This window comes from Bartonella sp. TS82HLJMH (assembly GCF_042193495.1).
Classification (GTDB): Bacteria; Pseudomonadota; Alphaproteobacteria; order Rhizobiales; family Rhizobiaceae; genus Bartonella; species Bartonella grahamii.
Genome location: NZ_JBHILU010000008.1, coordinates 1 through 26,565 on the forward strand (window position 1 = coordinate 1; position 26,565 = coordinate 26,565).

Annotated in this window: 33 protein-coding genes and 1 pseudogene; 33 read left to right on the top strand and 1 reads right to left on the bottom strand. The window is 39.7% G+C overall.

Annotation, left to right across the window (positions count from 1 at the left end; all coding sequences use genetic code 11):
• The 32 genes and pseudogenes from ACFIKO_RS05085 to alaS form a co-directional block, all read left to right on the top strand.
• Nucleotides 1-65, top strand: a pseudogene (locus ACFIKO_RS05085) (elongation factor Tu); the annotation flags it as partial.
• A gap of 61 nt (nt 66-126) precedes the next feature.
• Nucleotides 127-435 (top strand): 30S ribosomal protein S10, encoded by a 309-nt coding sequence (gene rpsJ / locus ACFIKO_RS05090; RefSeq protein ID WP_005773267.1) that lies wholly within the window; start codon nt 127-129, stop codon nt 433-435.
• A 27-nt stretch (nt 436-462) separates the two neighbouring features.
• The gene (gene rplC, locus ACFIKO_RS05095; RefSeq protein WP_375619913.1) at nt 463-1,200 is read left to right on the top strand and encodes a 50S ribosomal protein L3; all 738 of its coding nucleotides are present in this window, start codon (nt 463-465) and stop codon (nt 1,198-1,200) included.
• A gap of 2 nt (nt 1,201-1,202) precedes the next feature.
• Nucleotides 1,203-1,823: a 50S ribosomal protein L4 gene (rplD, locus tag ACFIKO_RS05100; protein WP_375619912.1), complete on the top strand. Its 621-nt coding sequence runs from the start codon at nt 1,203-1,205 to the stop codon at nt 1,821-1,823.
• Nucleotides 1,820-2,113: a 50S ribosomal protein L23 gene (locus tag ACFIKO_RS05105; protein ID WP_375619911.1), complete on the top strand. Its 294-nt coding sequence runs from the start codon at nt 1,820-1,822 to the stop codon at nt 2,111-2,113. The genes rplD and ACFIKO_RS05105 overlap by 4 nt, the downstream gene beginning before the upstream one ends.
• 21 nt (nt 2,114-2,134) lie before the next feature.
• Nucleotides 2,135-2,968, top strand: coding sequence for a 50S ribosomal protein L2 (gene rplB / locus ACFIKO_RS05110; RefSeq protein ID WP_273788259.1), 834 nt, complete (start codon nt 2,135-2,137; stop codon nt 2,966-2,968).
• Between the two features lie 15 nt (nt 2,969-2,983).
• The gene (rpsS, locus tag ACFIKO_RS05115; protein WP_004855734.1) at nt 2,984-3,262 is read left to right on the top strand and encodes a 30S ribosomal protein S19; all 279 of its coding nucleotides are present in this window, start codon (nt 2,984-2,986) and stop codon (nt 3,260-3,262) included.
• 2 nt (nt 3,263-3,264) lie between these two features.
• Nucleotides 3,265-3,654 (top strand): 50S ribosomal protein L22, encoded by a 390-nt coding sequence (gene rplV, locus ACFIKO_RS05120; protein WP_375619910.1) that lies wholly within the window; start codon nt 3,265-3,267, stop codon nt 3,652-3,654.
• Nucleotides 3,654-4,364, top strand: coding sequence for a 30S ribosomal protein S3 (gene rpsC, locus ACFIKO_RS05125; RefSeq protein WP_015856582.1), 711 nt, complete (start codon nt 3,654-3,656; stop codon nt 4,362-4,364). Before rplV ends, rpsC begins: the two co-directional genes overlap by 1 nt.
• Nucleotides 4,365-4,400: 36 nt before the next feature.
• The gene (gene rplP, locus ACFIKO_RS05130) at nt 4,401-4,814 is read left to right on the top strand and encodes a 50S ribosomal protein L16 (protein ID WP_015856581.1); all 414 of its coding nucleotides are present in this window, start codon (nt 4,401-4,403) and stop codon (nt 4,812-4,814) included.
• 12 nt (nt 4,815-4,826) lie between these two features.
• Complete coding sequence (gene rpmC, locus ACFIKO_RS05135) at nt 4,827-5,027, top strand: 50S ribosomal protein L29 (protein ID WP_273788260.1); 201 nt, start codon at nt 4,827-4,829, stop codon at nt 5,025-5,027.
• 11 nt (nt 5,028-5,038) lie between these two features.
• The gene (gene rpsQ, locus ACFIKO_RS05140; RefSeq protein ID WP_012231991.1) at nt 5,039-5,278 is read left to right on the top strand and encodes a 30S ribosomal protein S17; all 240 of its coding nucleotides are present in this window, start codon (nt 5,039-5,041) and stop codon (nt 5,276-5,278) included.
• 144 nt (nt 5,279-5,422) lie between these two features.
• Nucleotides 5,423-5,791: a 50S ribosomal protein L14 gene (gene rplN / locus ACFIKO_RS05145; RefSeq protein ID WP_004855715.1), complete on the top strand. Its 369-nt coding sequence runs from the start codon at nt 5,423-5,425 to the stop codon at nt 5,789-5,791.
• A 12-nt stretch (nt 5,792-5,803) separates the two neighbouring features.
• On the top strand, nt 5,804-6,118 hold the full coding sequence (gene rplX / locus ACFIKO_RS05150; protein WP_015856579.1) for a 50S ribosomal protein L24: 315 nt from the start codon (nt 5,804-5,806) through the stop codon (nt 6,116-6,118).
• On the top strand, nt 6,111-6,668 hold the full coding sequence (rplE, locus tag ACFIKO_RS05155; RefSeq protein WP_375619909.1) for a 50S ribosomal protein L5: 558 nt from the start codon (nt 6,111-6,113) through the stop codon (nt 6,666-6,668). Before rplX ends, rplE begins: the two co-directional genes overlap by 8 nt.
• A gap of 24 nt (nt 6,669-6,692) precedes the next feature.
• Entirely contained in the window at nt 6,693-6,998 is a 306-nt protein-coding gene (gene rpsN, locus ACFIKO_RS05160) for a 30S ribosomal protein S14 (protein WP_005773283.1), read from the top strand.
• 14 nt (nt 6,999-7,012) lie between these two features.
• Nucleotides 7,013-7,411 (top strand): 30S ribosomal protein S8, encoded by a 399-nt coding sequence (gene rpsH, locus ACFIKO_RS05165; RefSeq protein ID WP_015856577.1) that lies wholly within the window; start codon nt 7,013-7,015, stop codon nt 7,409-7,411.
• 39 nt (nt 7,412-7,450) lie between these two features.
• Nucleotides 7,451-7,984, top strand: a complete 534-nt coding sequence (gene rplF / locus ACFIKO_RS05170) for a 50S ribosomal protein L6 (protein ID WP_375673446.1) — start codon at nt 7,451-7,453, stop codon at nt 7,982-7,984.
• 12 nt (nt 7,985-7,996) lie between these two features.
• Complete coding sequence (gene rplR, locus ACFIKO_RS05175; protein ID WP_015856575.1) at nt 7,997-8,359, top strand: 50S ribosomal protein L18; 363 nt, start codon at nt 7,997-7,999, stop codon at nt 8,357-8,359.
• A gap of 111 nt (nt 8,360-8,470) precedes the next feature.
• The gene (gene rpsE, locus ACFIKO_RS05180) at nt 8,471-9,019 is read left to right on the top strand and encodes a 30S ribosomal protein S5 (protein ID WP_015856574.1); all 549 of its coding nucleotides are present in this window, start codon (nt 8,471-8,473) and stop codon (nt 9,017-9,019) included.
• 31 nt (nt 9,020-9,050) lie between these two features.
• The gene (gene rpmD / locus ACFIKO_RS05185; protein ID WP_015856573.1) at nt 9,051-9,257 is read left to right on the top strand and encodes a 50S ribosomal protein L30; all 207 of its coding nucleotides are present in this window, start codon (nt 9,051-9,053) and stop codon (nt 9,255-9,257) included.
• A gap of 20 nt (nt 9,258-9,277) precedes the next feature.
• Nucleotides 9,278-9,745 (top strand): 50S ribosomal protein L15, encoded by a 468-nt coding sequence (gene rplO / locus ACFIKO_RS05190; RefSeq protein ID WP_375673447.1) that lies wholly within the window; start codon nt 9,278-9,280, stop codon nt 9,743-9,745.
• A gap of 161 nt (nt 9,746-9,906) precedes the next feature.
• A complete protein-coding gene (secY, locus tag ACFIKO_RS05195; protein WP_375619917.1) occupies nt 9,907-11,253 on the top strand; it encodes a preprotein translocase subunit SecY in 1,347 nt (448 codons plus the stop codon).
• Nucleotides 11,250-11,828 carry an adenylate kinase gene (locus ACFIKO_RS05200; RefSeq protein ID WP_375619906.1) on the top strand — a complete coding sequence of 193 codons (579 nt, stop codon included), beginning with the start codon at nt 11,250-11,252 and terminating at the stop codon, nt 11,826-11,828. Before secY ends, ACFIKO_RS05200 begins: the two co-directional genes overlap by 4 nt.
• A gap of 180 nt (nt 11,829-12,008) precedes the next feature.
• Nucleotides 12,009-12,377, top strand: coding sequence for a 30S ribosomal protein S13 (gene rpsM / locus ACFIKO_RS05205; RefSeq protein ID WP_026500557.1), 369 nt, complete (start codon nt 12,009-12,011; stop codon nt 12,375-12,377).
• A gap of 114 nt (nt 12,378-12,491) precedes the next feature.
• Nucleotides 12,492-12,881 (top strand): 30S ribosomal protein S11, encoded by a 390-nt coding sequence (gene rpsK, locus ACFIKO_RS05210; protein WP_007347762.1) that lies wholly within the window; start codon nt 12,492-12,494, stop codon nt 12,879-12,881.
• A 94-nt stretch (nt 12,882-12,975) separates the two neighbouring features.
• Complete coding sequence (locus ACFIKO_RS05215) at nt 12,976-13,989, top strand: DNA-directed RNA polymerase subunit alpha (protein WP_015856568.1); 1,014 nt, start codon at nt 12,976-12,978, stop codon at nt 13,987-13,989.
• A gap of 24 nt (nt 13,990-14,013) precedes the next feature.
• Nucleotides 14,014-14,442, top strand: a complete 429-nt coding sequence (gene rplQ, locus ACFIKO_RS05220) for a 50S ribosomal protein L17 (protein WP_375673448.1) — start codon at nt 14,014-14,016, stop codon at nt 14,440-14,442.
• 269 nt (nt 14,443-14,711) lie between these two features.
• Nucleotides 14,712-16,106, top strand: coding sequence for a DegQ family serine endoprotease (locus ACFIKO_RS05225; RefSeq protein WP_375619904.1), 1,395 nt, complete (start codon nt 14,712-14,714; stop codon nt 16,104-16,106).
• Between the two features lie 8 nt (nt 16,107-16,114).
• Nucleotides 16,115-17,434, top strand: coding sequence for a replication-associated recombination protein A (locus ACFIKO_RS05230; protein WP_375619903.1), 1,320 nt, complete (start codon nt 16,115-16,117; stop codon nt 17,432-17,434).
• 991 nt (nt 17,435-18,425) lie between these two features.
• Nucleotides 18,426-19,469, top strand: a complete 1,044-nt coding sequence (gene recA, locus ACFIKO_RS05235; protein ID WP_375619902.1) for a recombinase RecA — start codon at nt 18,426-18,428, stop codon at nt 19,467-19,469.
• 201 nt (nt 19,470-19,670) lie between these two features.
• On the top strand, nt 19,671-22,343 hold the full coding sequence (alaS, locus tag ACFIKO_RS05240; protein WP_375619901.1) for an alanine--tRNA ligase: 2,673 nt from the start codon (nt 19,671-19,673) through the stop codon (nt 22,341-22,343).
• A gap of 1,234 nt (nt 22,344-23,577) precedes the next feature.
• Here the strand turns inward: alaS and ACFIKO_RS05245 are convergent.
• Nucleotides 23,578-25,359 carry a glucan ABC transporter ATP-binding protein/ permease gene (locus tag ACFIKO_RS05245; RefSeq protein WP_375619900.1) on the bottom strand — a complete coding sequence of 594 codons (1,782 nt, stop codon included), beginning with the start codon at nt 25,357-25,359 and terminating at the stop codon, nt 23,578-23,580.
• Between the two features lie 206 nt (nt 25,360-25,565).
• On the opposite strand from ACFIKO_RS05245, the gene ACFIKO_RS05250 reads away from it, so the two are divergent.
• Nucleotides 25,566-26,549: an RluA family pseudouridine synthase gene (locus ACFIKO_RS05250; protein WP_375619899.1), complete on the top strand. Its 984-nt coding sequence runs from the start codon at nt 25,566-25,568 to the stop codon at nt 26,547-26,549.
• Nucleotides 26,550-26,565: the final 16 nt, after the last annotated feature.

The window sequence follows — 26,565 nt, forward strand, 5'->3', positions numbered from 1 at the left end:
GTTTTGCTATTCGTGAAGGTGGTCGTACTGTTGGTGCCGGTATCGTCTCTAAGATCATCGAATAAATAATGCTTGTTGAGTGCTTTCATTCTTGAAGGCACTCTGTATAACAGGGAAATAAAGAGCATGAACAGTCAAAATATTCGCATTCGCTTAAAAGCGTTTGATCATAGAATTCTTGATACGTCGACGCGTGAAATTGTATCGACTGCTAAACGTACCGGTGCAAATGTCCGTGGTCCCATTCCGCTTCCGACGCGGATTGAGAAGTTTACGGTCAATCGTGGACCGCATATCGATAAGAAGAGTCGTGAGCAGTTTGAGATGCGAACACATAAGCGTCTTCTTGATATTGTTGATCCAACGCCGCAAACAGTGGATGCGCTTATGAAGCTCGATCTTTCTGCTGGTGTGGATGTAGAAATTAAGCTCTGAGGTTTGAGGACAGAAGGAACAGACCCGATGCGTTCAGGTGTAATAGCACAGAAGCTGGGCATGACCCGTATTTATAATGATGCTGGTGAACATGTGCCGGTGACCGTACTTCGTTTGGAGAATTGTCAAGTCGTTGCTCAGCGTACAGTTGAAAAGAATGGTTATACTGCTGTTCAATTAGGTGTAGGCTTTGCTAAGGTTAAGAATACTTCACAAGCTCTTCGTGGACATTTTGCTAAGGCTTCTGTTGAGCCTAAAGCTAAAATAGCAGAGTTTCGTGTGAGTCCCGATAATCTTCTTGATGTTGGTACTGAGATTACGGTGGAACATTTTGTTCCAGGACAAAGAGTTGATGTGACTGGTACCAGTATTGGTAAGGGGTTTGCTGGTGTTATGAAACGGCATAACTTTGGTGGGCATCGTGCTTCCCATGGCAATTCGATCACACATCGTGCTCATGGTTCTACAGGGCAGTGTCAAGATCCTGGTAAAGTTTTTAAAGGTAAAAAAATGGCTGGCCATATGGGGCAAGTGCGTGTAACAACACAGAATATTGAAGTTATTTCCACGGATAGTGAGCGTGGTTTAATTTTAGTGCGTGGTGCTGTTTCTGGTTCTAAAGGTTCTTGGATTTTGATACGAGATGCTGTGAAGAAGCGTCTTCCTGATAATGCTCCAAAGCCTGCTGGTATCCGCCGTCTTGTGAAGGAGAAAACGGAAATGGTTACTCCGGTGACGGAAAGCTCTGAAGTTGAGGGAGCCTAATAATGGATCTTGTAATTAAAACTCTTGATGGTAATGAAGCTGGCAAATTAAAGGTTTCTGAAGCTATTTTTGATCTTGTTCCACGTGAGGATATTTTACAACGTGTTGTTCGTTGGCAGCTTGCACGTCGTCAGCAGGGGAGTCATCAATCCCAAGGTCGTTCTGATGTGTCGCGAACAGGGGCAAAAATGTTTAAACAGAAAGGAACTGGGCGTGCTCGACATTCATCTGCACGCGCACCGCAGTTTAGAGGTGGGGGTAAGGCACATGGACCGGTGGTTCGTAGCCATGCGCATGATCTTCCTAAAAAGATTCGTGCTCTTGGGTTACGTTTTGCTTTATCTGCAAAATTAAAAGCAAAAGACTTAATTATTGTGGATGAGTTGACTGTTAAGGATGCTAAAACGAAAATGCTTGTTTCTCATTTTTCTAAGCTTGGATTTAATAACGCTCTCTTGATTGGTGGTAAAGAGATTGATATTAACTTTTTTCGTGCAGTCTCTAATATCCCTAATATCGATATTTTGCCTATTCAGGGAATTAATGTTTATGATATTTTGCGTCGCAGCAAACTTGTTTTATCAAAGGCAGCTGTTGAGGCTCTTGAGGAGCGTTTTAAATGACAGATCTTCGCCATTATGATATAATTATTAGTCCAGTTATTACTGAAAAGTCGACTATGATTTCTGAATATAATCAAGTTGCTTTTAATGTCGCGCCGAAAGCGACTAAGCCTGAGATTAAGGCTGCTATTGAAGCGCTTTTTAGCGTAAAAGTTAAAGCAGTTAACACGATAGTCCGTAAGGGTAAAGTGAAGCGTTTCAAAGGTATAGTTGGTCGGCAAAGTGATGTCAAAAAAGCGATCGTAACTCTGGCCAGTGGTCAGACTATCGACGTTTCGACAGGTCTTTAAAGAGGCTCGGAGATAGGAATAATGGCACTTAAGCAATTTAATCCAACGACACCTGGGCAGCGTCAGCTTGTTATTGTGGAACGTTCTTGTCTTTATAAGGGAAAACCTATAAAGATGTTGACTGAAGGTTTGTCTTCAAAGGGTGGACGTAATAATCGCGGTCGTGTTACTGCTCGTTTTCAGGGTGGTGGACATAAACGTAGTTATCGGTTTGTCGACTTTAAGCGTCTTAAACGTGATGTTTCAGCAAAGGTTGAGCGTTTAGAATATGATCCTAACCGTACTGCTTTTATTGCTTTAATTCGCTATGAGGACGGGCAATTGAGTTATATTCTTGCACCACAGCGTCTTGCGGTTGGTGATTCTGTTATGGCTGGTTTAAATGTGGATGTTAAACCAGGTAATGCTATGCCTCTTGCTAATATGCCTGTAGGTACAATTATTCATAATGTTGAGATGAAGCCAGGAAAAGGGGGGCAGATTGCACGTTCAGCGGGTACTTATGCGCAGTTGGTTGGACGAGATCATGGTATGGCTATTCTTCGTTTAAATTCTGGTGAACAGCGTTTGGTTCCTAGTAGCTGTTTTGCAACTGTTGGTGCTGTTTCAAATCCTGATCATGGGAATATTAATGATGGTAAGGCAGGTCGGTCACGTTGGCGTGGTAAACGTCCACATGTTCGTGGTGTTGCTATGAACCCCGTTGATCATCCGCACGGTGGTGGTGAAGGTCGTACATCGGGGGGGCGCCATCCAGTATCTCCTTGGGGTAAGCCTACGAAAGGTAAGCGTACGCGCTCCAATAAAGCCACTGATAAATTTATTATGCGTACGCGTCATCAACGCAAGAAATGAGAAAGGTAGTCTGAAGTGGTTCGTTCAGTGTGGAAAGGTCCGTTTGTTGACGGCTATCTTCTTGGTAAAGCAGAGAAGGTACGTGCAAGTGGGCGCAATGAAGTTATAAAAATATGGAGTCGTCGCTCTACTATTTTACCGCAATTTGTTGGTTTAACTTTTGGTGTTTACAACGGTAATAAGCATATTCCTGTTTCTGTTTCTGAAGAGATGGTTGGACATAAGTTTGGTGAGTTCGCTCCTACCCGGACTTATTATGGTCATGGTGCCGATAAAAAAGCGAAGAGGAAGTAGGAATGGGAAAAGCTAAAGTTTCGCGCCAGCTTAGGGATAATGAAGCAAGAGCTGTCACGCGGAAAATTCGTGTTAGTCCGCAGAAGCTTAATTTAGTTGCTGCAATGATTCGTGGTAAAAGAGTTAATGTAGCACTCGCTGATTTGATGTTTTCACGCAAGCGTATTGCTGCTACTGTGAAAAAAACGCTTGAATCAGCAATTGCAAATGCAGAGAATAACCACGATCTTGATATTGATTCGCTTATTGTGGCGGAAGCTTATGTTGGTAAGTCGATAGTGATGAAGCGCTTTCATGTTCGTGGTCGAGGGCGTGCTAGTAGAATTGAACGTCCATTTTCGCATCTTACTGTTATTGTTCGTGAAGTTACCGAAAAAGTGGAGGCCGCGTAATGGGTCAGAAGATCAATCCAATAGGACTTCGTCTTGGTGTTAATCGGACTTGGGATTCTCGTTGGTATGCTGATAGTGGTGAATATGGGCGCCTTCTTCATGAAGATTTGAAAATTCGTTCATATGTGCTGGAGGAGCTTAAACAGGCGGCTATTTCGAAGGTTGTTATTGAGCGTCCTCATAAGAAGTGTCGTATTACGATTCATTCTGCACGTCCTGGTTTGATTATTGGTAAAAAGGGTGCTGATATCGAAAAGCTTCGTCGTAAGCTCTCAGAAATGACGGATGCTGAAACTTCATTAAATATTGTGGAGATTCGTAAACCGGAGATTGATGCCACGATTATTGCGCAATCAATTGCTCAACAGTTAGAGCGTCGTGTTGCTTTTCGTCGTGCAATGAAGCGTGCTGTTCAGTCTGCTATGCGTCTTGGTGCGGAAGGTATTCGTATCAATTGTTCTGGCCGTCTTGGTGGTGCTGAAATTGCTCGTATGGAATGGTATCGTGAAGGTCGTGTTCCACTTCATACCTTGCGTTCTGATGTTGATTACGGTACAGCAGAAGCTAAGACCGCTTATGGTATTTGTGGTATTAAAGTTTGGGTCTTTAAGGGTGAGATTCTTGAGCATGATCCGATGGCTTCAGAACGTCGTGCTACGGAAGTTGATCAATCTGGTTCTTCATCGAATCGTCGCCGTGAAAATGCTTAGTTTTTGAGATTGAACTAAAATTTGGAGTAGAGAACAATGTTGCAGCCAAAGCGCACAAAGTTCCGTAAACAGTTCAAGGGCCGTATTCACGGTGTTGCGAAGGGTGGTACGGATTTGAATTTCGGTGCCTACGGTTTGAAGGCTGTTGAGCCGGAGCGGATTACTGCTCGTCAAATTGAAGCGGCGCGCCGTGCGATTACGCGTTATATGAAGCGTTCTGGTCGTGTGTGGATTCGCATTTTTCCAGATCTTCCGGTTACATCTAAACCGACTGAAGTTCGTATGGGTAAAGGTAAGGGAAGTGTCGATTATTGGGCTGCACGTGTTGCTCCTGGACGCATCATGTTTGAGCTTGATGGAGTTCCTGAGGATGTTGCACGTGAAGCACTAAGATTGGGTGCTGCAAAGTTGCCTATAAAAACGCGTTTCATCCAGCGTATTGCTGAATAATGAGGTTAAGCGATGAAAGCCACAGAATTACGGGCGCAAACGCTCGACCAAATGAAAGATGAATTGGCTAAGTTAAAGAAAGAGCAATTTAATTTGCGTTTTCAAAAAGCAACAGGTCAATTAGAAAAGACTGCGCGTGTTAGACAAGTTCGTCGTGATATTGCGCGTATTAAAACTTTTCTTCGTCAAAAGGTAAGTGAAAGTAAGGTTTAAGGAAATGAGAGATGCCTAAACGCGTTTTGCAGGGTGTTGTTATTAGCGACAAAAGTGATAAGACTGTTGTTGTCAAAGTTGAGCGCCGTTATTCTCATCCGCTTCTTAAGAAGACTGTTCGGCAGTCTAAAAATTATAAAGCGCATGACGAAAACAACCAATTCAAGATTGGGGATCAGGTTTCTATTCAAGAATCTAGACCAATTTCGAAAGATAAATGTTGGATTGTTGTAAAAGACAATGTAGCGTAATGAGTTAAGTTTATTGTTTTAGAATTTAACAGTGTTTTTATCATTGATAAATTTAAAGGCGATGACTTTATCGTTATTTGGCAGGCAAATCCGAGTGTATAAAAGGTACAATCGGATATATGTGTTAAGAGAAGGTGGCCAGTCATGATTCAGATGCAAACAAACCTCGACGTTGCTGATAATTCTGGTGCTCGTCGTGTCATGTGCATCAAGGTGTTAGGCGGTTCAAAGCGGAAATATGCTTCGGTCGGTGACATTATTGTTGTTTCGGTTAAGGATGCTATTCCTCGTGGCCGTGTTAAAAAAGGTGATGTTATGAAAGCTGTTGTGGTTCGTACTGCTAAGGATATTCGTCGCGCAGATGGTAGTGTCATTCGTTTTGATAGTAATGCTGCGGTTTTAGTGGATAATAAAAAAGAGCCGATCGGTACTCGTATCTTTGGACCTGTTCCCCGCGAATTGCGTGGTAGGAATCATATGAAGATCATCTCGCTCGCTCCTGAAGTTCTGTAAGGAGTAAATGTTATGCAGAAGATTCGAAAAGGTGATAAAGTTGTTGTTTTATCCGGTAAGGATAAAGGATGTAGTGGTGAAGTAATTAAGGTTAGTCCAAAAGAGAATAAGGCTTTTGTTCGTGGGATTAATATGATTAAACGTCATCAACGTCAAACGCAGAAGCAAGAAGCTGGAATTATTTCTAAAGAAGCTCCGATTCATCTGTCTAATTTGGCGATTGCTGATCCTAAAGATGGTAAGCCTACACGTGTAGGCTTTCGTATGAATGCAGATGGTAATAAAGTGCGTTTTGCCAAGCGTTCGGGAGAGTTGATTAATGGCTGAGGAAAGACAAATACCGCGTATGAAAGTGCATTATTTTGAAGTGATTCGTAAAGCGCTTCAAGAGAAGTTTAATTACAGAAATGCGATGCAAATTCCGCGGATTGATAAAATTGTAATAAATATGGGGATAGGTGAAGCAACTGCTGATTCGAAGAAGCCTTCCCTTGCTGCTGAGGATTTAGGGCTAATAACAGGTCAGAAGGCTGTTGTTACGCGTGCGCGTAATTCTATTGCGACCTTTAAGGTTCGTGAAGGAATGCCTCTTGGGGCTAAAGTTACATTGCGTAAAGATCGTATGTTTGAGTTTTTAGATCGTCTTGTTACGATTGCTCTTCCACGGGTTCGTGATTTTCGTGGTTTGAATCCAAAGAGTTTTGATGGTCGTGGCAATTTTGCTATGGGTATTAAAGAACACATTGTGTTTCCAGAAATCAACTATGATAAAGTTGATCAAATTTGGGGTATGGATATTATTGTTTGTACGACAGCAAAAACGGATGATGAAGCTCGTGAGTTATTGCGTGCTTTTAATTTTCCTTTTCGTTCGTAACGGCAAACATAGTGAGGTGAAAGTATGGCCAAAGTAAGTGCCGTTGAAAAAAATAAGCGTCGTGAGGTGATGGTAAAGCGTTATGCTGCCCGTCGTGCACGTTTGAAAGCAATAGTTATGGATCAGAAGGTTTCTCTTGAAGAACGTTTTAAAGCTTCTGTTCAGTTGGCAGAGTTGCCGCGTAATTCTTCGAAAGTTCGTATTCGTAATCGCTGTGAGGTTTCAGGTCGTCCGCGGGCTTATTATCGTAAATTAAAAATGTCGCGAATTGCGTTGCGTGAGCTTGGCTCTATTGGCCATATTCCTGGTATTGTAAAGTCTAGTTGGTAAGAGGAGATTATTTAATGTCTATGTCAGATCCTCTTGGTGATATGTTAACACGTATTCGTAATGCACTTGGTCGTAAAAAAGGTAAAGTAGTTACTCCAGCTTCGAAGCTTCGTGCACACGTTCTTGATGTTCTTCAGTCGGAAGGTTATATTCGTGGATATAATCAAATTGATTTAGGTGATGGGAAAGCTGAAATTGAAATCGAATTGAAGTATTTTGAAGGGCTGGCTGCTATTCGTGAGATTTCACGTGTATCAAAGCCAGGCCGTCGTGTGTATGTTTCTGCTAAGTCACTTCCACAGGTGGCAAATGGTCTTGGTATTTCGATTTTATCGACTCCTAAAGGCGTCATGGCAGATCATGAGGCGCGTGAACAGAATGTTGGTGGAGAACTCCTTTGTCGTGTTTTCTAAGTTATGTCAAGAAAACGGAAGAAAAAGTAGGTTAGAACAATGTCTCGTATTGGAAAGAAACCCATTTCAATTCCTTCTGGAGTTACTGCTACTGTTGAAGGTCAGCTGGTTAAGGCAAAAGGTCCAAAAGGTGAGCTGAGTTACGTCGTCAATGATGAAGTCTTAGTCAAGTTTGAGGGAAATATCATATCAGTTATGCCGCGGGATCAGTCAAAAGATGCGCGTTCTAAGTGGGGTATGTCGCGCTCAATGATTGAGAACATTTTTTGTGGTGTGAAAGATGGTTTTGAAAAGAAATTAGAGATTAACGGGGTTGGTTATCGTGCTGCTTTGCAGGGTAAGGATGTCCAACTATCTCTAGGCTTTTCCCATGATGTGGTTTATAAAGTTCCATCGGGTGTTACTGTAACTGTTCCTAAGCCGACAGAAATTGTTGTTTCTGGAATTGATAAACAGCAAGTTGGACAAGTTGCAGCGGAGATTCGTGAGTATCGTAGACCTGAGCCTTATAAAGGTAAAGGTGTTAAGCATGCAGATGAACGTATTTTCCGTAAAGAAGGTAAAAAGAAATAAGGATTTTGTATTATGGTTTCATCTAAGGACATTATCCAACGTCGTGCAAGGCGTGTTCGTCGTAGAATTAAAATGGTTTCTCATGATCGTCCTCGGCTTAGTGTTTATCGTTCAAATCAGAACATTTATGCTCAAGTTATCGATGATTTGCGGGGATGTACACTTGTTTCAGCCTCTACTCTTGAAAGTGATTTAAAAAAGTCGTTAAAGAGTGGTGCTGATAAAAAAGCAGCTTTTGCTGTTGGTAAGTTAATTGCTGAGCGTGCGAAGCAAGCGGGTGTTAATGAAGTGGTTTTTGATCGTGGAGCGTATGTGTATCATGGTCGAGTCAAGGCTTTAGCTGAAGCTGCTCGTGAAGGTGGTTTGAATTTCTAAAATTTCTTATTTGTGAGTGAGTAAGGAGAGTTTAGAGTATTTCGTTTAAGTTCTTCCAGTTTGATGAGGGACTTTGTTATCGTGCTTCCGGAAAAGAAAAAGGAATGAGGAATGGCACAAAAAGAACGTGGTGAGAGAGAAGAACGCGATAATGAGTTTGTCGATAGGCTAGTTCATATCAATCGTGTTGCTAAAGTTGTAAAGGGTGGTCGGCGTTTTGGTTTTGCTGCTCTTGTTGTCGTTGGGGATCAAAAAGGACGTGTAGGTTTTGGACATGGTAAAGCCCGTGAAGTTCCAGAAGCCGTTCGTAAAGCAACGGAATCTGCAAAACGTGGGATGATTTATGTTCCGCTTCGGTCTGGACGTACATTGCACCATGATCTTGAAGGGCGTCATGGAGCTGGGCGTGTTTTGCTACGTTCGGCTTCTGCTGGTACTGGTATTATTGCTGGGGGACCGATGCGTGCTATTTTTGAAGCTCTTGGTATGCAGGATGTCGTTGCAAAATCACTAGGATCATCGAATCCTTATAACATGGTTCGTGCGACATTTGATGCATTGAAACATCAAATGCATCCTAGAGATATTGCTGCTCAACGCGGTATAAAATATTCGACTTTGCAGGCGCGTCGTCGCCATTTAGTTGACCTAGAAGGATAGTTTCTGAGATTATCAGAAAAGGAATTAGGAAATGGTTCAGAAAAAATCTCAGAGTGGTAAAACTATCACGGTGGAGCAAATTGGAAGCCCTATTCGAAACTCACAGATTCAGCGTGCAACCTTAAAGGGGCTTGGATTAAATAAAATGCGTCGTCGGCGCGTTTTAGATGATACACTTTGTGTGCGGGGTATGATTGCTCAGGTTCGGCATCTTGTTCGCGTTATAGATGAAGGTTAAGGGTTGCGGGAGTATTAGATATGAAACTCAATGAACTGCGTGATTGCGAAGGCGCAACAAAAAATCGTAAGCGTATTGGGCGTGGTATTGGTTCCGGTACGGGTAAGACTGGTGGTCGTGGTGTAAAAGGGCAAAAGTCGCGTTCTGGTGTTTCCCTTAATGGTTTTGAAGGTGGGCAAATGCCTATCTATCGTCGTTTGCCAAAACGTGGATTTAGAAATTTCTTTGCCAAAACCTACAATGAGGTTTCACTAGGACGTATTCAGTTGGCAGTTGATGCAGGTAAGTTGGATATTGAAAAGCCTGTTGATATGATTGCTTTGAAAGAAGCTGGTATTATTCGTCGTGAAAAAGATGGGGTTCGTCTTCTTTCTGATGGTGAGTTGAAGGCTAAGATTACCTTTCATGTTTCTGGTGCTTCACAAGCTGCTCGTGGTAAGATTGAAAAAGTGGGTGGTCAGGTTCTTTTTCCTGATAGTGCTCGATAATTTTTTAATATGAGTAGAGACCTAAAGAAGAGTTACATCTGTTCGGTGGGGGCTTTTGTGGAGAATTTTTTAAGTTCTGCATTTATTTATGTATGCATATATGAATTTTAAGGTTATACTTCTGTGATTTAAAGAACTGGAGTGTGAAGTGGAGACGTTTTATGGCATCAGCAGCAGAGCAATTTGCTTCCAATATAAACTTCGGTACCTTTTCTCGTGCGACTGAATTAAAGAAACGCATCTGGTTTACTCTGGCGGCGCTTCTTGTATATCGCTTTGGCACTTACATCTCTCTTCCAGGTATTAATATCGATGCTTTGCGGCAAACATTCGAACATCACGCGTCGGGTGTATTAGGACTCTTTAATATGTTTGCTGGGGGTGCCGTTGGGCGTATGGCTATTTTTGCGCTGGGTATCATGCCTTATATATCGGCATCTATTATTGTGCAATTGTTAACATCTATTATTCCTTCTTTGGAAACTCTTAAAAAAGAAGGGGAATTAGGTCGTAAGATTATCAATCAATATACGCGTTATGTAACAGTAGTATTGGCAATTCTACAAGCTTTTGGTATTGCGGTTGCGCTTGAAAGCGGTATAGGGACGGGGCTTCAAATTGTTTTAGAACCAGGTCTTATGTTTCGTGTTTCTTCTGTTATTACACTTGTTGGCGGAACGATGTTTCTCATGTGGCTTGGTGAGCAAATTACGTCACGTGGTGTTGGTAATGGGGTTTCTCTTATCATTTTTACAGGGATTGTAGCCAATTTTCCTTCTACTTTTGCTCAGCTTTTGACAGCTCATAGTCACGCTGATTTATCAACATTTCTTTTAATAGGAATTGTTCTTATTGCTGTTTTGGTTATTGGGCTTATTGTTTTTATAGAGCGTGCGCAACGGCGAATTCTTATCCAGTATCCGAAACGTCAGGTTGGGAATCAAATGTTTCAAGGAGATATGTCGCATCTTCCTTTAAAGTTGAATACTGCTGGTGTTATTCCACCTATTTTTGCTTCATCTTTATTATTATTACCTGCCACTATTAATAATTTTTCTGATAAAATGCCACAATGGGTTCAGGCGATTTCTTATGCTCTTGGTCATGGACAGCCACTTTATATGATTGTTTATGCATTTTTAATGGCGTTTTTTTGCTTTTTTTATACAGCTATTGTGTTTAATCCAAGTGATACTGCAGATCAGTTGAAAAAACATTCTGGTTTTATTCCAGGGATTCGTCCAGGTGAACGTACAGCCGAATATATTGATTACGTTTTGACGCGTATTACTGTTGTGGGCGCTGTTTATATTATCTTGGTTTGTTTGTTACCTGAATTTATGATATCTGCATTACAGGTTCCTTTTTATCTTGGGGGAACATCCTTGTTGATTGTTGTTACTGTTACGCTTGATACGGTTGCTCAAATTCAGGGGTATCTTGTTGCTCACCAATATGAAGGGTTGATAAAAAAATCAAAACTTCGTGGAGGTAGAAGGAATCGATGAGAGTTATTCTTTTAGGTCCTCCTGGAGCGGGAAAAGGTACGCAAGCAAAAATGTTGACTGAGGAATATAACATTCCTCATTTGTCAACAGGGGATATGTTGCGTGAGGTGATTGCCAAAGAAACGGAGATTGGTAAAAAAGCTAAAGCTATTATAAGTTCTGGTGCTTTGGTTCCTGATAATATTGTTAATCAAATCGTATCAGATCGGATTGGTGAAACTGATTGTGTAAATGGTTTTGTTTTGGATGGATATCCTCGAACTGTGGGGCAGGCAGAAGCGTTACAACAGATTTTGCAGTCAAAAAATATGCGGCTTGATGCTGTTATTGAGTTGTGTGTTGATGAAGACGTGTTGATTGAACGTATGAAGAAGCGCGTTGAGGAGACAATAGCGGCTGGTGGACAGGTTCGTTTAGATGACAATCCTGTTGCTTTTGCAAAAAGATTAGTAGAATATCGTGAAAAAACAGCTCCCTTATCAAAATTTTATTCAGAGAGGGGAATGTTGAAGGTCATTGATGGAATGATTGGTATTGCTGAAGTGACACGTATGATTAGAGTTTTTCTTTCATGAGATTTTTTTTAGAAATAAATGAAAAGAGTTGACTTTTGAGATGAAATCGATCACAAATGAATTTAATTTATTATTAGTGAAATAATAGGATTCGGAAGAATTTTTTCTGAGTCTATTTTTTTCTGTAAGGTATATCAGGTATTTTATAACAATTTGTCAAAATAACTAAGGAGAGTAGGCGTGGCTCGTATTGCTGGCGTCAATATCCCGACAAATAAGCGTGTAATTATTGCGCTTCAATATATCCACGGGATTGGACCAAAATTTGCTCAAGAAATTATTGAAAGAGTTGGCATTCCCTTGGGGCGTCGTGTCCATGAACTTTCAGATGCTGAGGTGTTGCAGATTCGTGAGGCGATAGATCAAGGCTATCAAGTTGAAGGTGATCTTCGTCGTGAGGTTGCTATGAATGTTAAACGTTTGATGGACCTTGGTTGTTATAGAGGATTGCGTCATCGCCGGTCTTTGCCTGTCCGAGGGCAGCGTACACATACAAATGCTCGTACGCGTAAAGGACCAGCTAAGGCAATTGCTGGTAAAAAGAAATAAGAGCCTTTTTGGAAGGTTTTTATATATTCTGTTTCTTGTTTGATTTGTTTGACAAGGAAAAGAAGGTGGAGCTGCTGATGTTACGGCAGTGATGAGATCGTTGAAAGGGAAATTATGGCCAAGGAAGCCACACGTGTTCGTCGTCGCGAACGTAAAAATATTTCATCGGGTGTTGTGCATATTAATTCAACATTTAATAACACAATGATTACTATTACTGATGCTCAGGGTAATGCAATTGCTTGGTCATCTGCGGGCGCCCAAGGGTTTAAAGGTGCGCGTAAATCGACACCTTTTGCTGCTCAAGTTGCTGCGGAGGATTGTGCAAGAAAAGCGCAAGAGCATGGTATGCGTTCTTTGGAAGTTGAAGTTTGTGGGCCTGGATCAGGGCGTGAATCTGCTCTTCGTGCATTGCAATCTGTTGGTTTTGTCATTACTTCTATTCGTGATGTAACACCAATTCCTCATAATGGATGTCGTCCGCGGAAAAGGCGGCGTGTTTAATTGGGTGTTGTTTTTTGTTGTCGGAGATTTCTCTGATGTTCACATTGGTCGTTACGATTGAATGGTAACGGAACTAAAGAACGGGAATAAAAATATGATCCAGAAAAACTGGCAGGAACTTATTAAACCCAATAAGGTTGAATCATGTGCGCATGATAATCCAAATGTTATAAGTGTGATTGCTGAACCTCTTGAGCGGGGTTTTGGCTTAACGTTAGGAAATGCACTTCGTCGCGTGTTGTTATCTTCGCTTCGTGGTGCTGCTATTACTGCTGTGCAGATTGACGGTGTCTTACATGAATTTTCATCGATTCCAGGTGTGCGTGAGGATGTTACGGATATTATTCTGAATATAAAAGAAATTGCGCTTCGTATGGAAGAAGAAGGTCCTAAACGTGTCGTTGTTTATAAAGAGGGGCCTGGTGTCGTGAAAGCGGGAGATATCAGTACCGTTGGGGATATGGAAATTCTAAATCCAGATCATGTTATTTGTACTCTTGATGAAGATGCTGAAATTCGTATGGAATTTATTGTCAACACAGGGAAGGGGTATGTTCCATCTGATCGTAATTGTGTTGATGATGCACGTATAGGGCTTATTCCAATTGATAGTCTTTATTCACCAATTCGTAAAGTGTCTTATAAAGTGGAAAATACGCGTGAAGGTCAAGTTTTGGATTATGATAAGTTGACTTTAACGATTGAAACGAATGGTGCTGTTAATGGAGAGGATGCTGTTGCTTTTGCAGCACGCATTCTTCAGGATCAATTATCGTTATTTATTAACTTTGAAGAGCCACAGAAGGAGCCTGTTGAAGAGGCTGATTCTGAGCTTTCTTTTAATCCTGCTCTTCTCAAAAAAGTGGATGAATTAGAACTTTCAGTTCGTTCGGCAAATTGTCTTAAGAATGATAATATTGTCTATATTGGTGATCTTATTCAAAAAACAGAATCTGAAATGCTTCGGACACCGAATTTTGGTCGCAAATCGTTGAATGAGATTAAAGAAGTTTTGGCATGTATGGGGTTACATCTTGGGATGGAAATTCCTGCGTGGCCGCCTGAAAACATTGATGATCTTGCAAAGCGTTATGAAGATCAATATTAAAATTAGAATTTAAGGAGAGTGCTTATGCGCCACAGTAAGTCAGGACGCAAGTTGAATCGTACTGCCAGTCACCGTAAAGCGATGTTTGCAAATATGGCAACTTCGTTGATCGAGCATGAGCAGATTGTGACAACGCTTCCAAAGGCTAAAGAAATTCGTCCTATTGTTGAAAAACTCGTTACTCTTGGTAAGCGTGGTGGTTTGCATGCGCGTCGGCAAGCAATTGCGGCACTTCGTGATGCAGGAAAGGTTGCAAAATTATTTGATACGCTTGCGCCACGTTATGCATTACGCAACGGTGGATATTTGCGTATTATGAAAGCGGGGTTTCGTACCGGTGATAATGCGCCTATGGCTGTTATAGAATTTGTTGATCGTGATGTTGAAGCGAAGGGTGCTGGGGATCGTGCTCGCATGGAGGTTTCTGAGAATGAAAAGGGGACATCTTCGTAGAGTTTTTTTAATTCTGTTAGATTTTTAAAGGCCGCCTTGTCTTAGGCGGTTTTTTTGTGAGCATTTTAAAGTTTGCTTTAGTTGAGAAATAGATGCAGAGAGAAAATTATAGGACATTGAATTATCTGATTTTTATAATATTTATTGTTCAAATAGGTTGTTTTTATTCTCTATTATGAAATATTAATAGAGATCCTTAATTTGCGGGGATGAGTTTTTTTATTCTATTAATCTTCAACAGAATGTGCTGATTTTATAAGGAGTGTATTATGAGATATTCTTTTTGGGTGCGGATTTTTTTTGCAATTATGATGCAGATATCATTTGATCATGTATATGCTCATATTCCTCAAACACAAACAGAAATCACTCTTTCATTTGCTCCTTTAGTTAAAAAGACAGTTCCATCTGTTGTAAATATTTATGCAGCTCGACAAATTAGAGCACGCTCACCTTTTGAAGGCGATCCATTTTTTGAGCAATTTTTTGGTCGTTTTCAAAATAATTTTCCTGTTCGCAAGCAATCGTCATTAGGATCAGGGGTGATTGTTGATGCACGTGGTTTGATTGTTACAAATTACCACGTCATTAAAGATGCAAGCGAAATTAAAGTGGCTTTTTCTGATGGGCGGGAGTTTGAGAGTAAGGTCGTGCTCAAAGATGAAGCAACGGATATTGCAATTCTTGAAGTTGAGGAAAAAGATGCTCAATTCCCTGTTCTTTCTTTGGGAAATTCTGATGCTGTTGAAGTTGGTGATCTTGTTCTTGCTATTGGTAATCCTTTTGGTGTTGGTCAAACAGTTACAAGTGGTATTGTTTCAGCGCAAGCGCGTACACGTGTTGGGATTTCTGATTTTGACTTTTTTATTCAAACAGACGCTGCCATTAATCCAGGGAATTCTGGTGGCGCTTTAATTGATATGAAAGGTCAATTAATCGGAATTAATACGGCTATTTATTCGCGTTCCGGTGGTTCTGTAGGAATTGGTTTTGCTATTCCAGTTAATCTTGTAAAAGTGATGCTTGATACTGTTAAACGCGGTGGAAAATATTTTGTGCCGCCTTATATTGGGGCTTCTTTTCAAAATGTTACACCTGATATTGCTGGTGGTTTAGGTTTAGAACGTCCTTATGGTGCTCTGATTATTGAAGTTATCAAAGATAGTCCTGCTGAAAAAGCTGGATTGAAAGTAGGTGATGTTATTTTGAGTGTGCAAGGGGTACGTGTTGATAGTCCAGATAGTCTTGGGTATCGTTTGATGACAGCTGGCGTTAAGCATAGTCTTGCTTTGGAGTATTTACGAAATGGAAAAACTTTAAAAACACAAATAACAGTTTCATCGATATCAGAAACTGCATTTTTAAAATCTGAAAAAATCACGGGTGACAGTCCTCTTGCTGGTGCTGAAGTGTTAGATTTAACACCGCAAAATAGTCGACGTTTTCATCTTCCTATATCTGCAAAAGGGGTTGTGATTACCAACCTTGATGACATGAGCAATGCAGCTGGAATTTTTCAGTCAGGAGATATTCTACGTGTTGTAAATGGTCATAAAATTCAAACAGTTCATCAGTTGAAAAAGGTTCTTATGCAAGCTCGTTCGCGTACTTGGCAATTGGAATATGAACGTGACGGTATGTATATTCGCCAATTTATTCGTTGAGGTTTTTTTTGAAGAAAGATTTTTTTACTTCGTCGTTTGATTTTCAAGTTAATAAAAATCAGCCACTTGCAGAAAGAATGCGCCCCTGTTCTCTCAATGATGTTGTGGGACAAAAGCATTTGATTGGAGAGGATGGTTTGCTTTCACGTATGGTGGCAACTGGCTCAATTGGATCGATGATTTTTTGGGGGCCTCCAGGGACGGGAAAAACAACTGTTGCACGTTTGTTAGCACTTGAAACAAATTTCGCGTTTGAACAGGTTTCTGCTATTTTTACAGGAGTTTCTGAACTTAAAAAGATTTTTGAAGTTGCGCAGAGGCGTTTTATATCTGGAGATAAAACACTTCTCTTTGTTGATGAAATTCATCGGTTTAATCGTGCACAGCAGGATAGTTTTCTTTCTGTGATGGAAGATGGTACTGTGTTACTTATAGGTGCAACAACCGAAAATCCTTCTTTTGAACTTAATGCTGCTCTTCTTTCGCGTGCACGTGTTTTAACATTTCTTTCACATGATCATGAAAGTTTGGACATGCTTTTGAAGCGTGCTGAAGAAGTGGAGGGAAAAACTCTTCCCTTGGATAATGATGCCAGAGACGTTTTGATAGAGATGTCTGATGGTGATGCGCGGGTAGCTTTAACATTGGCAGAGGAAGTTTGGTCTATTGCCCCATTGGGAGAGATTCTTGATGTTGTTGCTTTGCAAAAAGTTATTCAGCGTCGTGTGCCTATTTATGATAAAGGACGAGATGGGCATTATAATCTCATTTCAGCGTTGCATAAATCCGTTCGTGGATCTGATCCTGATGCTGCGCTTTATTATTTGGCACGTATGTTGGATGCTGGTGAAGATCCTCTCTATATTGGGCGAAGATTGGTTCGTATGGCCGTTGAAGATGTTGGTTTGGCGGATCCTCAAGCTCTTGTCATTTGTAATGCAGCAAAAGATGCCTATGATTATTTAGGATCACCAGAAGGAGAATTGGCTTTGGCGCAAGCATGTCTTTATGTTGCAACTGCGCCAAAGTCAAATGCAACATATCTCGCGTATAAAGCAGCACTGCGTTGTGCGCGCAAAAATGGCTCTTTATCACCTCCTAAGCATATTCTTAATGCTCCTACGAAATTTATGAAGGAGGAAGGGTATGGAAATGGTTATTGTTATGACCATGATGAACCAGACGCTTTTTCAGGACAAGAATATTTTCCCGAAAAACTTGGGCGTCAGAGTTATTATAAGCCAGTTGAGCGTGGTTTTGAGCGTGAAATTATGAAACGTCTTGAGTGGTGGAAACAATTGCGCAAAAAACGTAAAGATCAAAAATAAAATTTGAGTAGAAATACATGTTTTATTGATCTTGGATTTATTTTTTATCTCTTATGCTATTATATGAGCAATTTAGCTTGTATTTTAAACATTTATTGCGTTGCTCGTAGATATTTTTTGATATCCTCAAAAGTGCATATTTTTTATTAAATTTAAATGTGTCATTCAACTTTTAAGCTGCTTTATTTTTGTGGTTTTATTAAATAATATATTTATTTATAACGATAATTCACTGTTTTGTAAGTTGAATGAAAATCCTAAATACCGTGAATTTTACTCATTCCAAGCCTGTTATTTGTTGAATCAATCAAATCATTCGCTTGTATGTTATAAGAAGGATTAGCGTGTGATAAAAACTGTGCAAGAAAGAACTAAAAATTCCTCTTATGAAGCGTCTCAAGTGCCGAGAGCTGTCGCAACATTGGGGGATGATGAATAGTGTGATGGTGCGCCGATTTGCTCCTTCTTTAGTGTAAAGATGGTGGCACCCAAAGGGTTTTACAGTATACCGCATTCAAGGGTGTTGTCACGAAGTGAGCTTGGTAGTGTTGAGAGATGTTTCTTAAATCAAGTGTATGAATATGCAACACAATGGCGTTTTGTTCTTCGATGCAATAGGGTATGAGGTTGATTGATAATGCATTTTTGTGTGATCAATAGCAGGAGAACTCTTAGTCTCTTAAGTCCTTAATCAAAGGGATAAGCAGGAGGGCTGTAGAACATTGTGTTTAAATTTAAATTGTTCCTTTTCTAGAGAGATATAAATATGTTAACTATGCTCTCATGGTGATATTATTTTATTGGAGTTTATTATGTGTCATAAGATAAGCAATGCTAATTCTTTATTGTGATGGTCATGAATGTTATGGGCATAATGTGGAGATAGGAATGGAAATAGTCTGTGAAAATCTAAACTCAAGCCTTTAGTTAAATTAAAAGTACAGTGTACACTTAAGTTTCAGATTATTATGAATCGGTCAAGGATATAATCGTGGATAAAACAAAAGCTCTCGATGCTGCTCTCTCACAAATTGAACGTTCTTTTGGTAAAGGCTCGATTATGCGTCTTGGGCAAAAAGAGCAGGTTGTTGAAATTGAAACAGTTCCAACAGGGTCGTTATCTTTGGATATTGCTTTAGGGATTGGTGGGTTACCGAAGGGGCGTATTGTTGAGATTTATGGACCAGAAAGTTCTGGGAAAACAACGTTGGCTCTACATGCTATAGCTGAAGCACAGAAAGGGGGTGGGATTTGTGCTTTTATTGATGCAGAGCATGCGCTTGATCCTATTTATGCGCGTAAGCTTGGTGTTGATTTAGAAAATTTGTTCATTTCTCAGCCAGATACCGGTGAACAGGCATTGGAAATTACAGAAACGTTGGTTCGTTCTGGTGCAGTTGATGTGCTTGTTGTGGATTCTGTTGCAGCTTTAACACCACGAGCAGAAATTGATGGTGAAATGGGTGATGCTTTGCCCGGATTGCAAGCTCGGTTAATGAGTAAAGCGTTGCGAAAATTAACAGCAGCAATTTTTCGCTCTAACTGTATGGTTGTCTTTATTAATCAAATTCGCATGAAAATTGGTGTGATGTTTGGTTCTCCCGAAACGACAACGGGTGGAAACGCTTTAAAGTTTTATGCTTCTGTTCGTTTGGATATTCGTCGCATTGGATCCATTAAAGATAGGGATGCAATCGTTGGTAATCAGACGCGCGTTAAAGTGGTGAAGAATAAACTGGCACCTCCATTCAAACAGGTTGAGTTTGATATTATTTATGGTGAAGGTATTTCCAAAGTAGGTGAATTGATTGATTTGGGTGTCAAGGTTGGTATTGTGGAAAAATCTGGCGCATGGTTTTCTTATAATTCTCAGCGTTTAGGACAGGGGCGTGAGAATGCAAAGCAGTTTTTGCGTGAACATGCGGAAATAGCTACAGAGATTGAAGCAGCTTTGCGCCAAAATGCTGGTTTGATTGCAATTGAATTGTTAGAAAATGCAGGGTCAGAAAATATAGAAAGTGATGAAGCCATTTGATGGAGCGTTTTTTTCGTCTATAATTTTTTCCTTTAAGATTTTTCTGTTTTTTTGTTTGAGTTTTTAAATACGCAGTCATTTTTTCTCAATTTTTTAAAACAAATATTTCATTCTTTGATTAAATTGACTCCATGCGTGGCGAAGAGGATATTTAATGAGGGGGGTTTTTATGGTTTTGTGCTGTATTGAGCAGGTGTCAGTATGAATAGTGTTAATAATATTCGGTCAATATTTTTGGATTATTTTCATCGTAATGGGCATAAAGTTCTTTCTTCTAGTCCGCTTGTTCCGCGAAATGATCCTACACTTATGTTTACAAATGCAGGGATGGTGCAGTTTAAAAATGTTTTTACTGGACTTGAACAACCTCCTTATAAGCAGGCAACAACAGCACAAAAATGTGTTCGTGCGGGTGGAAAGCATAATGATCTTGATAATGTTGGTTATACGGCACGCCATCATACATTTTTTGAAATGCTGGGTAATTTTTCTTTCGGTGATTATTTCAAAGAAGAAGCCATTTTTTTATCATGGAATCTTTTAACGAAGGAATTTTGCCTACCAAAAGATAAATTGTTGGTGACAGTTTACCAGAGTGATGATCTTGCTGCTGAATTGTGGCGTAGAATTTCAGGTCTTCCAGATGAAAAAATTGTCCGTATTGCGACGGCTGATAATTTTTGGTCGATGGGAGAAACAGGACCTTGTGGGCCTTGTTCGGAGATTTTTTATGATCATGGCGATGAAATCTGGGGCGGTCCTCCTGGAAGTATGGAAGAAGATGGCGATCGCTTTATTGAGATTTGGAATCTTGTTTTTATGCAATATGAGCAGATTTCTCAGGAAGAACGTGTTGACTTGCCTCATCCTTCTATTGATACCGGTATGGGATTAGAGCGTATTGCTGCTGTTTTACAGGGCGTTCATGATAATTATGACATTGATCTTTTTCGTGCATTAATTGCTGCATCAGAAGAAATTACAGGGATTGAGGCAAAGGGTGATTTTATTGCCAGCCATCGTGTCATTGCTGATCATCTTCGTTCATCTGCATTTTTGATTGCTGATGGTGTGCTTCCTTCTAATGAAGGTAGAGGATATGTTTTACGTCGTGTTATGCGTCGTGCTATGCGTCATGCGCATCTTCTTGGTGCTAAAGAGCCCTTAATGTGGCGACTTTTGCCTGCTTTAAACCGCGAAATGGGACAAGCCTATCCTGAATTGGTGCGTGCTGAATCTTTGATTTCAGAAACTTTAAGGTTAGAAGAAATACGTTTTCGTAAAACGCTTGAACGAGGACTTGGTTTGTTAAATGAAGCGAGTACCGATCTTAAAGAAGGAGATCATTTAAATGGTGAAGTTGCTTTCAAGCTTTATGATACCTATGGTTTTCCGCTTGATTTAACGCAGGATGTTTTGCGGCGTCGTGGAATATCTGTTGATGTTGATACCTTTGATAAAGCGATGGAACGTCAAAAAGAGGAAGCGCGTGCCAATTGGTCTGGTTCTGGGGAAGCTGTAACAGAAAAGATCTGGTTTTCTATTCGTGATAAAGTGGGGGCTACAGAATTTTTGGGTTATGAAACCGAAACGGCTAAAGGCATTCTTACAGCTCTCGTGTGTGATGGTAAACTCGTTGATCATATTTCCTCAGGTCAGAAAGCTATGCTTGTTGTTAATCAGACACCTTTTTATGGTGAATCTGGTGGGCAAATTGGTGATAGTGGTATCATTTCTGGTGAAAATTTTATTTTTGAGGTGCATGATACCCAAAGAAAGGGTGATGGTGTTTTTATCCATATTGGGGAGGTGAAATCTGGTCAGGCATCGAGGTCTGATTATGTAGAATTAACCGTTGATGTTGTTCGTCGTAAAAAAATTCGTGGAAATCATTCTGCTACTCATTTGTTACACGAAGCTTTACGACAAGTTTTGGGATCTCATGTTACACAAAAAGGCTCTCTTGTATCGCCAGATCGGTTGCGTTTTGATTTTTCTCATCCAAAATCTGTTTCACCAGAAGAACTGAAAAAAATAGAAGATTTAGCAAATGAGATTATTTTGCAAAATAGTAGAGTGATAACGCGCCTCATGGCTGTAGATGATGCAATTTCTGAAGGTGCAATGGCATTATTTGGTGAGAAATATGGTGATGAAGTTCGCGTTGTTTCTATGGGGGAGCCACTTGAACAGCGAAGATTAAAAAAGCATTGGTCAATAGAGCTTTGTGGAGGCACACATGTGGAGCGAACAGGTGATATTGGTTTGATTCATATTTTTTCTGAAAGTTCTGTTTCAGCTGGAGTGCGGCGTATTGAAGCTTTAACAGGAAAAGAAGCACGTCTTTATCTTAGCCGCCAAGATGAACGTATTCATGAAATTGCTGATCTTTTAAAAACTTCTTCTGCTGACGTAGAAGAACGGGTGCGAATTTTGCTTGATGATCGTCGTAAACTTGAAAAAGAATTGAATGATGTACGCAAGAAAATGATGTTGAGTGGTGGAATAACAGAAAGGGGCCAAGGTGATATTACCATCATTAATGGACTTTCTTTTACCGGACGTGTTGTTAAAAATATTTTACCACGGGATCTTAAGGCGCTCGTCGATTCTGAGAAAAAACAAATCGGATCTGGAGTGGTTGCTTTTATTAGTGTCTCGGAGGATGGAAAAGGGAGTGCTGTTGTCGGTGTTACGGATGATTTAACGGATAAGTTCAATGCTGTTGATCTCGTTCGTATTCTTTCAGTGATGCTTGGTGGTAAAGGTGGAGGTGGCCGTCCTGATATGGCACAGGCTGGTGGTCCTGAGGGGAACAAAGCTGATGAGGCATTTGCGGCACTAAAAGATTTTCTGGGAAAAATTAAAGAATAAAATCATTCTGCATAGGTGTTTTTTACATTTTTATATTGGGTTGGAATCTAAATATCACGAACATCTGTCTGGTGTGTTTCTGAAATCAAGATACAGCGTAATTGGGGGAAAATACAATTGTAAAGATAAAAACAGTGTTTGTCTTTATTATCACTTTTTCATTTGGCTTTATAGCTTCCAAGCGTTTCAGGAGTCACCTTTTTAAGATAAGATAGATTATGCAGCATTTCATGCTTTGCTGTGTATTCTTTTACTAGGAAGACTAGTTATTGTGTTGTTCTTATAGATTTTTTTGAAAAACTATCTCTTTTTATGAAAGGAATAATACAAGATTTATTGCATACAATTATCCTTATAAAGTTATAAGCTGTCATTATTCTACTAGCTTTCAAATGACTAAAATCCCTTTCTTTATAAAAGCGTTGTTATATCTTAGAGCTATTGTTTTCATTTTGCTTGTTATGTACAAGAGAACAGTTTTTTGGTTTATTATTAAAAGGTTTTGAAAAGAATATTCTCCTATCTTTATAAATCTTTATTTCAAGTTATAAAGTAATGAATTATCAATATAAATCAAAGGAATATCATATAAATCTAAGGATTTAGATTAATATCTAATTTATTTTTATGATAAAATTGCTTTAATACATTGAGTTATAATGATAATTTATCGTTTTATCTTTTGAATAAGAGCTACGAATATTCGTAGGATTTTATTATTTCAAATTCTGTGTATGTTAAATTAATCAAAACCACTCACGAATGTCGTTGTGAAATGGGCTTAAGAGCATTGAGAAATGTTTCTTAAAAAAAGTCATATGAATGTGTAAAACAATGATGTTCTGTTCGTTATGAGAGGACTATAAAGAAAGTGATAAACAAAAGTGCAAAGCAATACATAATATTCATTATTTAAAAGATATTTCTTTAGTTCGTTTTGAAATTCGTAAAGCTGAGTTAAAAGAAGACGGTAAAACTGGAAATTGTTTTTACCTTTACATTTTCCCTAAATGAGAGTGTGTACTCGTCAATATGCACAGATATAGGGAAATATTTTTGTCCCAATCTAGTAGAATTGCAATAGCAGAGAAAATACTAAACTGTTTTAATATTTGTCTTAAATATCTAAAATGGTTTGTGGCATTTTTAGAAATCTTTTTATTTATTATATATAAGCACTCTTGTTATATTGACGAGGATTTTTTTTGCATAAGATCTATGAAGAGTATCGTTTTTATGAAGCTATGGCTTCATGTAAGGGGATAACATTTTCTCCTTCTCTTTCTGGTGGTTTGATTGTTAAACCACTTGCCTTTAAAAATTTGGAGAAACGCCCTCCTTTATCGATCAATTCTTGAAAGTTTCCTTTTTCCATTAAGTAACCATGTTCCAGAAAGAGTATCACATCAGCATTGCGTACTGTTGAGAGGCGATGTGCTATAATAAAAGTAGTGCGGTTACGGCGTATGGAATCGAGAGCATCTTTGACACGTGCTTCTGTTTCAACATCAAGAGCGCTTGTTGCTTCATCTAGAATGAGAATAGCGGCATTTTTTAAAACAGCGCGTGCAATTGCTAGTCGCTGTTTTTCTCCACCTGATAATTGAGATCCTCGTTCGCCCACTATTGTGTTATAATGCTCAGCTTTTTTTAGAATAAAATCGTGAGCTTCTGCTATTTTTGCTGCTTCATAAAGTTCCTCATTTGTTGCGCTCGCTTTTCCTATTGAAATATTGTCATGAATAGTACGGTTGAAAAGACCCGAGTCTTGAAATACTGTTGCTAGAGATTTGCGCAAAGATTCGCGATTGATCGAGCATATATTTATTCCATCAATGGAGATATGCCCAAAGGCAGGGTCGTATACGCGCTGCAACAGATTGATCAGTGTTGTCTTTCCAGCCCCTGTTGGTCCTACAATCGCAACAGTTTGTCCTGCTTTAACCTCAAAGGAAATATCAAAAACACCTTGAGAAGAATTTGCGAATTTATAGGTTACGTGATGAAATTCTATGGCGCCTTTAACATTTTGGAGGGAAGGAAGATTTTGTGGTTCGTTGATATGAAAGGTTGAGTCTTCCATTTCAAAAAAATCTTGCAGTTTTGCTTGTGAGGATATTGCACAATTAATAAAATTGCTCATTTGGTCTAGACGGCTAATCATGAGTTGTGCAAATCCAACAAAAGCAACAACTTCACCTACCCGCAATTGACCTTTTGCAACAAAAAAAGCTCCAAGAAGAAGAACACAAACGATTGAAATTGTTGAAGCCATTCGATTTAAGCCACTGGCCAGCGCCCACCAATTGAGAACAGGATTTTGTGCTTTAAGCAAAGCATTTGTATGTTGATGCAGTATAGAAGTTTCTTCTTCTATTCGGTTATAACTTTGTACAATGGAAACATTAGAGATTGAATCACTGACATGTTTAAAAAGGTTGTGGTGGTAGTATTCTACAGCAGCTTGTCCGTCTTTTGTTTTTCGCATCACTAAACGTGCAATTAATACGTAGATGATGGCAAGCACAACTAAGACTATTGAAAGACGCCAATTCATATTAAACGCTATGGGGATGAGAACCAATAAGGCGACAAGCGTCGAGAGGTGTTGGCGCATAAAATCAAGCCATATGGTTGACATGGAATCTATTGCGCGCAAAAGTGTATGGAGTGCGTTGGAAGTCCCACGTTGTTGATGCCAAATTAAAGGCATGGCAATGATACGTTCAAAAGATTCCGTTAAAACCGTTAAGCGGCGTCTATGGGCTAAGCGGTCAGCACCACGAGCAACAAGGACATAAGCAATAATATGTGAAAGTCCAAAACAAACCCAAAGGGTAAGAGTAGGAATGATAGCTGATTTTTCTGAAATAGAATCAATAACACGTCCGAATAAAATAGGTTCTGCAATGGTGATAATAGCTAACATAACATTAGCGGTACAGATTAAAAGGGATGCATTTTTTTCTCTATTTAGGTAAGTGAGAACACGTGCATAGGTTTTGAATAAGGACACGGTTAATTATCTCCATTCGCTATTAAGCGTAAAGGCTGTTGATTTTTATAACGCTTAGTTTTTAGCTAATAAAATTTGGACGTTGAGAAAAGGCAATTTTGGATACTAACTGTAATATGGTGTGATAACGCCAACTAAAATATGAATTTTTGTGTTTATAAAGGCGCAAAAATAGATCAATAAAATTATCAGGTAAGGGAATTTTCATGGCAGGCATAGAAATAAAAAAAGTTGAGGTAGATGAAAATGGAATGCGCTTAGATCGCTGGTTTAAAGTGCATTATCCAGGACTTGGTTTTGGAGCTTTGCAAAAATTGTTGCGTTCTGGTCAGATACGGGTTGATGGTGGACGTGTTAAAGCCGATGCGCGTCTTTGTATGGGGCAAGCTGTTCGTATTCCACCTCTCCCTATTAATGACAAGGAAAATCTTTCAATAACGGATAAAACACTTCGTGGGCAGGATGATGAAACCGTTTTGAAAAAAATGCTGCTTTATGAAGATCCAAAGGTATTTGTTTTTAACAAACCAGCTGGGTTGGCTGTACAAGGAGGCTCTGGTTTAACACGCCATATGGATAGTATGCTTGAGGTATGGCGCAATAAAAAAGGTGAAAAGCCGCGTTTGGTTCATCGGCTTGATCGTGAGACGTCGGGTGTCCTTATTGTTGCGCGATCAAGGGGAGCTGCTCAGTCCTTAACAGCTGCTTTTAGAGCGCGAGAAACAAAAAAGACTTATTGGGCGTTGGTTCGGGGCGTGCCTAAAAAAAAGCAGGACAAAATTTCAACGTGGATGGTTAAGGAAATGACTGCACAAGGTGACAAAATGCGTGTTTGTGAACATGGGGAGCCAGACTCACATCATGCGGTTTCCTACTATCGCGTTTTAGATACGCGAGGGCGGGCTCTTTCGTGGCTTGAAATGGAACCCTATACAGGGAGAACACATCAGCTTCGTGTGCATGCTGCCTATATGGATCATCCGATCATTGGCGATACAAAGTATTTTTTTTCTGATAGTAATTGGACATTGCCAGGAGGAATTCAAAACCGTCTTCATCTTCATGCACGTCGTATTCGTATTCCTCATCCTTCAGGAGGAATATTGGATATTGTTGCACCTTTACCACCTCATATGGTCCAAAGTTTTAATCTTTTGTCTTTTAATGAGCGTGATGCTGAAACAGAATAAAGAAACTTCATTTGTT

Excerpts from the sequence above, each read along its gene's own strand:
- rpsJ (WP_005773267.1), top strand. The coding sequence starts at position 127 with ATGAACAGTCAAAATATTCGCATTCGCTTAAAAGCGTTTGATCATAGA.
- rplC (WP_375619913.1), top strand. The coding sequence starts at position 463 with ATGCGTTCAGGTGTAATAGCACAGAAGCTGGGCATGACCCGTATTTAT.
- rplD (WP_375619912.1), top strand. The coding sequence starts at position 1,203 with ATGGATCTTGTAATTAAAACTCTTGATGGTAATGAAGCTGGCAAATTA.
- ACFIKO_RS05105 (WP_375619911.1), top strand. The coding sequence starts at position 1,820 with ATGACAGATCTTCGCCATTATGATATAATTATTAGTCCAGTTATTACT.
- rplB (WP_273788259.1), top strand. The coding sequence starts at position 2,135 with ATGGCACTTAAGCAATTTAATCCAACGACACCTGGGCAGCGTCAGCTT.
- rplV (WP_375619910.1), top strand. The coding sequence starts at position 3,265 with ATGGGAAAAGCTAAAGTTTCGCGCCAGCTTAGGGATAATGAAGCAAGA.
- rpsC (WP_015856582.1), top strand. The coding sequence starts at position 3,654 with ATGGGTCAGAAGATCAATCCAATAGGACTTCGTCTTGGTGTTAATCGG.
- rplP (WP_015856581.1), top strand. The coding sequence starts at position 4,401 with ATGTTGCAGCCAAAGCGCACAAAGTTCCGTAAACAGTTCAAGGGCCGT.
- rpmC (WP_273788260.1), top strand. The coding sequence starts at position 4,827 with ATGAAAGCCACAGAATTACGGGCGCAAACGCTCGACCAAATGAAAGAT.
- rpsQ (WP_012231991.1), top strand. The coding sequence starts at position 5,039 with ATGCCTAAACGCGTTTTGCAGGGTGTTGTTATTAGCGACAAAAGTGAT.
- rplN (WP_004855715.1), top strand. The coding sequence starts at position 5,423 with ATGATTCAGATGCAAACAAACCTCGACGTTGCTGATAATTCTGGTGCT.
- rplX (WP_015856579.1), top strand. The coding sequence starts at position 5,804 with ATGCAGAAGATTCGAAAAGGTGATAAAGTTGTTGTTTTATCCGGTAAG.
- rplE (WP_375619909.1), top strand. The coding sequence starts at position 6,111 with ATGGCTGAGGAAAGACAAATACCGCGTATGAAAGTGCATTATTTTGAA.
- rpsN (WP_005773283.1), top strand. The coding sequence starts at position 6,693 with ATGGCCAAAGTAAGTGCCGTTGAAAAAAATAAGCGTCGTGAGGTGATG.
- rpsH (WP_015856577.1), top strand. The coding sequence starts at position 7,013 with ATGTCTATGTCAGATCCTCTTGGTGATATGTTAACACGTATTCGTAAT.
- rplF (WP_375673446.1), top strand. The coding sequence starts at position 7,451 with ATGTCTCGTATTGGAAAGAAACCCATTTCAATTCCTTCTGGAGTTACT.
- rplR (WP_015856575.1), top strand. The coding sequence starts at position 7,997 with ATGGTTTCATCTAAGGACATTATCCAACGTCGTGCAAGGCGTGTTCGT.
- rpsE (WP_015856574.1), top strand. The coding sequence starts at position 8,471 with ATGGCACAAAAAGAACGTGGTGAGAGAGAAGAACGCGATAATGAGTTT.
- rpmD (WP_015856573.1), top strand. The coding sequence starts at position 9,051 with ATGGTTCAGAAAAAATCTCAGAGTGGTAAAACTATCACGGTGGAGCAA.
- rplO (WP_375673447.1), top strand. The coding sequence starts at position 9,278 with ATGAAACTCAATGAACTGCGTGATTGCGAAGGCGCAACAAAAAATCGT.
- secY (WP_375619917.1), top strand. The coding sequence starts at position 9,907 with ATGGCATCAGCAGCAGAGCAATTTGCTTCCAATATAAACTTCGGTACC.
- ACFIKO_RS05200 (WP_375619906.1), top strand. The coding sequence starts at position 11,250 with ATGAGAGTTATTCTTTTAGGTCCTCCTGGAGCGGGAAAAGGTACGCAA.
- rpsK (WP_007347762.1), top strand. The coding sequence starts at position 12,492 with ATGGCCAAGGAAGCCACACGTGTTCGTCGTCGCGAACGTAAAAATATT.
- ACFIKO_RS05215 (WP_015856568.1), top strand. The coding sequence starts at position 12,976 with ATGATCCAGAAAAACTGGCAGGAACTTATTAAACCCAATAAGGTTGAA.
- rplQ (WP_375673448.1), top strand. The coding sequence starts at position 14,014 with ATGCGCCACAGTAAGTCAGGACGCAAGTTGAATCGTACTGCCAGTCAC.
- ACFIKO_RS05225 (WP_375619904.1), top strand. The coding sequence starts at position 14,712 with ATGAGATATTCTTTTTGGGTGCGGATTTTTTTTGCAATTATGATGCAG.
- alaS (WP_375619901.1), top strand. The coding sequence starts at position 19,671 with ATGAATAGTGTTAATAATATTCGGTCAATATTTTTGGATTATTTTCAT.
- ACFIKO_RS05250 (WP_375619899.1), top strand. The coding sequence starts at position 25,566 with ATGGCAGGCATAGAAATAAAAAAAGTTGAGGTAGATGAAAATGGAATG.